This window comes from Pseudolysinimonas sp. (assembly GCF_031389465.1).
GTDB lineage: Bacteria > Actinomycetota > Actinomycetes > Actinomycetales > Microbacteriaceae > Pseudolysinimonas_A.
Map to the genome: position 1 here is coordinate 1 of NZ_JANMSQ010000105.1, position 4,976 is coordinate 4,976.

Annotated in this window: 5 protein-coding genes and 1 pseudogene; all 6 read left to right on the forward strand. The window is 68.5% G+C overall.

What is annotated here, in order from left to right:
• Nucleotides 1-1,302 (forward strand): annotated as a pseudogene (carB, locus tag RMO30_RS04135) (carbamoyl phosphate synthase large subunit); the annotation flags it as partial.
• Complete coding sequence (pyrF, locus tag RMO30_RS04140; protein ID WP_309709888.1) at nt 1,299-2,111, forward strand: orotidine-5'-phosphate decarboxylase; 813 nt, start codon at nt 1,299-1,301, stop codon at nt 2,109-2,111. The pseudogene carB and the gene pyrF, both read left to right, overlap by 4 nt.
• Nucleotides 2,108-3,001, forward strand: coding sequence for a guanylate kinase (gene gmk / locus RMO30_RS04145; protein ID WP_309709891.1), 894 nt, complete (start codon nt 2,108-2,110; stop codon nt 2,999-3,001). The genes pyrF and gmk overlap by 4 nt, the downstream gene beginning before the upstream one ends.
• A 59-nt stretch (nt 3,002-3,060) precedes the next feature.
• A complete protein-coding gene (rpoZ, locus tag RMO30_RS04150) occupies nt 3,061-3,318 on the forward strand; it encodes a DNA-directed RNA polymerase subunit omega (protein ID WP_309709894.1) in 258 nt (85 codons plus the stop codon).
• Between the two features lie 29 nt (nt 3,319-3,347).
• A complete protein-coding gene (gene coaBC, locus RMO30_RS04155) occupies nt 3,348-4,538 on the forward strand; it encodes a bifunctional phosphopantothenoylcysteine decarboxylase/phosphopantothenate--cysteine ligase CoaBC (protein ID WP_309709897.1) in 1,191 nt (396 codons plus the stop codon).
• A gap of 16 nt (nt 4,539-4,554) precedes the next feature.
• Nucleotides 4,555-4,976 (forward strand): S-adenosylmethionine synthetase N-terminal domain-containing protein (locus RMO30_RS04160; RefSeq protein WP_309709900.1); only part of this gene is annotated, 422 nt, incomplete at its 3' end.

Sequence of the window (4,976 nt, forward strand, 5' to 3'; positions counted from 1 at the left end):
ATCCTCGACGCCGCCGGACTGCTCGCGCCGAAGAATGGAACGGCGACGGATGCGCCCTCCGCGGTCGTCGTCGCCGAAGACATCGGCTACCCGGTGCTCGTGCGCCCCTCGTTCGTGCTCGGCGGTCGCGGCATGGAGATCGTCTACGACACTCCGAGCCTCGAGGACTACTTCGACCGCGTGCGCGAGCAGGCGATCATCGGGCCCGGCTCACCGCTGCTGGTCGACCGGTTCCTCGACGACGCGCTCGAGATCGACATCGACGCCCTCTACGACGGCGAAGAGCTGTACGTCGGCGGCATCATGGAGCACATCGAAGAGGCCGGGGTGCACTCCGGCGACTCCGCGTGCACGCTGCCGCCCGTGACGCTCGGCCGCGACGTGCAGTCCCAAGTCGTCGAAGCAACCCGCAAGATCGCCGAAGGCATCGGCGTGCGCGGGTTGCTCAACGTGCAGTTCGCGATCGGTGCGGGCGTGCTCTACGTGCTCGAAGCCAACCCGCGTGCCTCCCGCACGGTGCCGTTCGTCTCGAAGGCGCTGGGCATCCCGCTCGCGAAAGCCGCGTCTCTTGTCATGGTGGGCCGCAGCATCCGCCAGCTCGTCGCCGACGGCCTGTTGCCCGCCGAAGACGGCGAGTACGTGCCTCTCGACGCCCCGATCTCAGTGAAAGAGGCGGTGCTGCCGTTCAAGCGGTTCCGCACCAGCGAGGGTCATGTCGTCGACTCGGTGCTCGGCCCCGAGATGCGCTCGACGGGCGAGGTGATGGGCATCGACGCCGACTTCCCGCGGGCGTTTGCGAAGAGCCAGGATGCCGCCTACGGCGGGTTGCCCTCGTCGGGGACAGTGTTCGTTTCGGTGGCCGACCGTGACAAGCGCGCGATCGTGCTGCCGATTCTGCGGCTCACCCAGCTCGGGTTCGACATCGTCGCGACGTCGGGGACGGCGGAAGTTCTTGCCAGGAATGGCATCCCCGCGACAACGGTTCGCAAGTTCTTCATGGGCCAAGAGACGGATGCCCACGACCCATCGATCGTCGAACTCATCAATGCGGGCAAGATCGATGTCGTGATCAACACGCCGTCGGGACGCTCCGCGCGCGCCGACGGATTCGAGATCCGCACGGCCACCGTGGCCGCCGACAAGCCGTTGTTCACCACGATCGCCCAACTCGGTGCCGCCGTCGCCTCGTTCGAGGTCGCCCGGGGTGCCATGCGGGTGCGGTCGCTGCAGGACTACGCCAAGGATCGCGCCGCCAGCCTGGCCGCGCGAGAAGCGGCGGCGCGGGAGCCGGTCGCCCGATGACCTTCGCGACGCGGCTGCTGGCGACTCTCGCCGAGTCGGGGCAGCTCTGCGTCGGCATCGACCCGCACGCCGCGCTGCTGGCGACCTGGGGGCTGCCGGATTCGGCGGCCGGGGTGCGTGAGTTCGGGCTGAGAACCGTGGATGCCGTGGCCGGTCGGGCGGGGCTGGTCAAGCCGCAGGTCGCATTCTTCGAGCGTCTCGGGTCGGCTGGCTTTGCCGCGCTCGAGGACGTGCTCGCTGCTGCTCGTGCGGCCGGACTCTTCGTGATCGCGGATGCCAAGCGCGGCGATATCGGCACGACGGTCGATGCCTACGGGGAAGCCTGGCTGGCGCCGGGGTCGCCGCTCGAAGCCGACGCGATGACGGCGTACGCCTACCAGGGGCTCGGGTCACTGAGCGGGGTGCTGGAGCTGGCCGAGCGACACGGCAAGGGCGTCATCGTCGTCACCGCGACATCGAACCCCGAATCGGTCGCGACGCAGACCGCGGTGCGCGCCGATGGGCGTTCCGTCGCGGCCGGGATCGTCGACGAGGTCGCGACGCTTCCGGGTACCGCAGGGCTCGTGCTGGGTGCGACCATCCGACTTTCCGACTACGGGATCGCGCCCGAGTCGCTGGGCGGCATCCCGATTCTTGCTCCCGGGTTCGGGGCGCAAGGTGCCCGCCTCGGGGACCTTGCCGCCCTCTTCGGCGTGGCAGCCCCGCAGGTTGCCGCGCACGTCTCGCGGGAGATCCTCGGGGCCGGGCCCGACGGGATCGCGTCGGCCATCGACCGAGCCCAGGCCGAGCTGCGCGGGAGCCCCGCGTGAAGCCCCCCGAGGTCGACCGAGCCGCCGGATCCCGGGCTGCCGTAGCCGCTCGACGCGCTCGAGCCGAAGTGAAGCGGCAGGTCGCGTCACGCGAACGCACCGCCCTCGCCGTTGCGGAGAGCGCGTGGGCGGGCGACCCCGCGGCCGCGGAGGCGACCTTGCGGGTCAGCGAGCTGCTGAAGAGCATTCCGACCCTCGGGCCGACCCGCACCGAGCGGATCATGGCCGACCTCGGAATCGCCGCGTCGAAACGCGTCGGCGGACTCGGCGTGCGGCAGCGGGCGGAGTTGCGTGACTACCTGGGTGCGCGTCAAGGGGTCGCGCCTCGCAGGCAGAGTCGACTCGTGGTGCTTGCCGGGCCGACCGCGGTCGGCAAGGGCACGGTGTCGCGGCACATCCGAGAGGCCTATCCCGACGTGCTGTTGAGCGTTTCGGCCACCACCCGACCCCCACGGCCCGGTGAGTTCGACGGCGAGCACTATTACTTCCTCAGCGACGCCGAATTCGACGCGATGATCGAGCGCGGGGAGTTCCTCGAACACGCCACGGTACACAACGCGTCTCGCTACGGCACCCCGCGACCGCCGATCGACCGGGCACTCGCCGATGGCAAGAGCGTGCTTCTCGAGATCGACCTCCAAGGCGCGCGGGCCGTGAAGGCCGCGATGCCGGAGGCACTGCTGGTCTTCCTGCTGCCGCCGTCGTGGGACGAACTCGTGCGCCGACTCGTCGGGCGAGGTACGGAGAGTGCCGAAGAACAGCAGCGCCGACTTGACACCGCGAAGGTCGAACTCGCGGCCCAAGACGAGTTCGATGTGAAAGTCGTCAACCGAGACGTCAGCCAAGCTGCGCGTGAGGTCGTAGAATTGCTCGCAGTGCCCAAAATCTGAGCCACCGTTCGGATTCGTGTCACGACAGCGTTATTGAGAATCATGTCAGGAGACATCCCATGGCCGATCGCACCAGCGGCATCATCGACCCGCCCATCGACGAACTGCTCTCGAAGGTCGACTCGAAGTACCAGCTCGTGATCTTCGCCAGCAAGCGCGCGCGGCAGATCAACGACTATTACGCCGACCTGCACGAAGGCTCGCTCTTCGACAACGTCGGCCCGCTCGTCGACTCGACGATCGACGACAAGCCGCTGTCGGTCGCGATGCACGAGATCAACGAGGACAAGCTCGTCCTCAAGCACATCGCGGAGTAGTTCTCTCTATAGACGGGGCACCCGCGCTGATGAACGTCGTCGTCGGCATCACCGGCGGCATCGCGGCCTACAAGGCCGTCGGCGTCGTGCGTGCCCTCGTGCTCGCCGGGCATGACGTGCACGTCGTCGCAACCGAGAACGCCCTGCGATTCGTCGGCCGCCCGACCCTCGAGGCGATCAGCCGCAACCTCGTGCACAGCGACCTCTACGAGGGCGTTGCCGAGGTGCGCCACGTCGCGATCGGGCAAGCCGCGGACTTGATCGTCGTCGCCCCGGCGACCGCGAATACGATCGCGAAGATCGCGACAGGTTCCGCGGACGATCTGCTCGGCAACACGATCCTGGCGAGCACCGCCCCGCTTCTCATCGCGCCGGCGATGCACACCGAGATGTGGAACAACGCCGCGACGGTGGCCAACATCGCGACGCTGCGTGAGCGCGGCATCCACGTTGTGGGCCCGGCGTCGGGGCAGCTGACCGGTACCGACAGCGGTCCGGGTCGCATGGCCGAGCCCGACGAGATCGTCGCCACGGCCCTCGCGCTGGTCGGCCCAAGGGATCTGGTTGGCCGCCGCATCCTCGTCACCGCTGGGGGCACGCGAGAACCTCTCGATCCGGTGCGCTTCATCGGCAATCGTTCGAGTGGACGCCAAGGCGTCGCCATTGCCCGCGCTGCTGCCGACCGCGGAGCCGACGTCGTGCTGCTCGTCGCCAACATCGAAGACGGCGTTCTCGATGCCGACCCGGCGGGGCTGACGGTGCGGCACGTCTCGACGACCGCCGAACTGCGCGAGGCCGCTCTTGACGAGGCCCAGACCGCGGATGTCGTGGTGATGGCGGCCGCCGTCGCCGACTACCGGCCGGAGACCGTGGCCGAGGGCAAGATCAAGAAGGAGACGCAGGGCGACGTGCTCGACCTGCGGCTCGTGCGCAACCCGGACATCCTGCGCGAACTGACCACCGCCCGGCGTCCGGGGCAGACGATCATCGGCTTCGCGGCCGAAACCGAAGCCGATCCGGATGCGCTGCTCGAGTTGGGCCGGGCGAAGGCGGCCCGCAAGGGTGTCGATTTTCTTGTCCTCAACAGGGTCGGCTGGACGACCGGCTTCGGCACGGCGACCAACGACGTCGTCGTCGTGACGGGCAGCGGCGATAGAGTGACCGAGGCGTCGGGCTCCAAGTCCGAGATCGCCCACCGCATTCTGGACCTCGTCCCCTGATCCTTCGGAGTTTCCGCTGAGCCTGCGCCTGTTCACCTCGGAGTCGGTCACTGAGGGACACCCCGACAAGATCTGCGATCAGGTCAGCGACTCGATCCTCGACGCGATGCTCACCGTCGACCCGGCGGCGCGCGTCGCGGTCGAAACGCTCGTCACCACCGGGCTCGTGCACGTCGCCGGCGAAGTGACGACGTCGAGCTACGTCGACATCCCGGGCATCGTGCGCAAGACCATCACCGACATCGGCTACACCGGGTCCGACGTGTGGTTCGACGGCCGCTCGTGTGGCGTGTCGATCTCCATCGGCGGACAGTCGCCCGACATCGCCCAGGGTGTCGACCACGCCTTCGAGGCACGCGAAGGCAACAGTGTCGACGACCTCGACCGCCAGGGTGCCGGCGACCAGGGCATCATGTTCGGTTACGCCACCAACGAGAC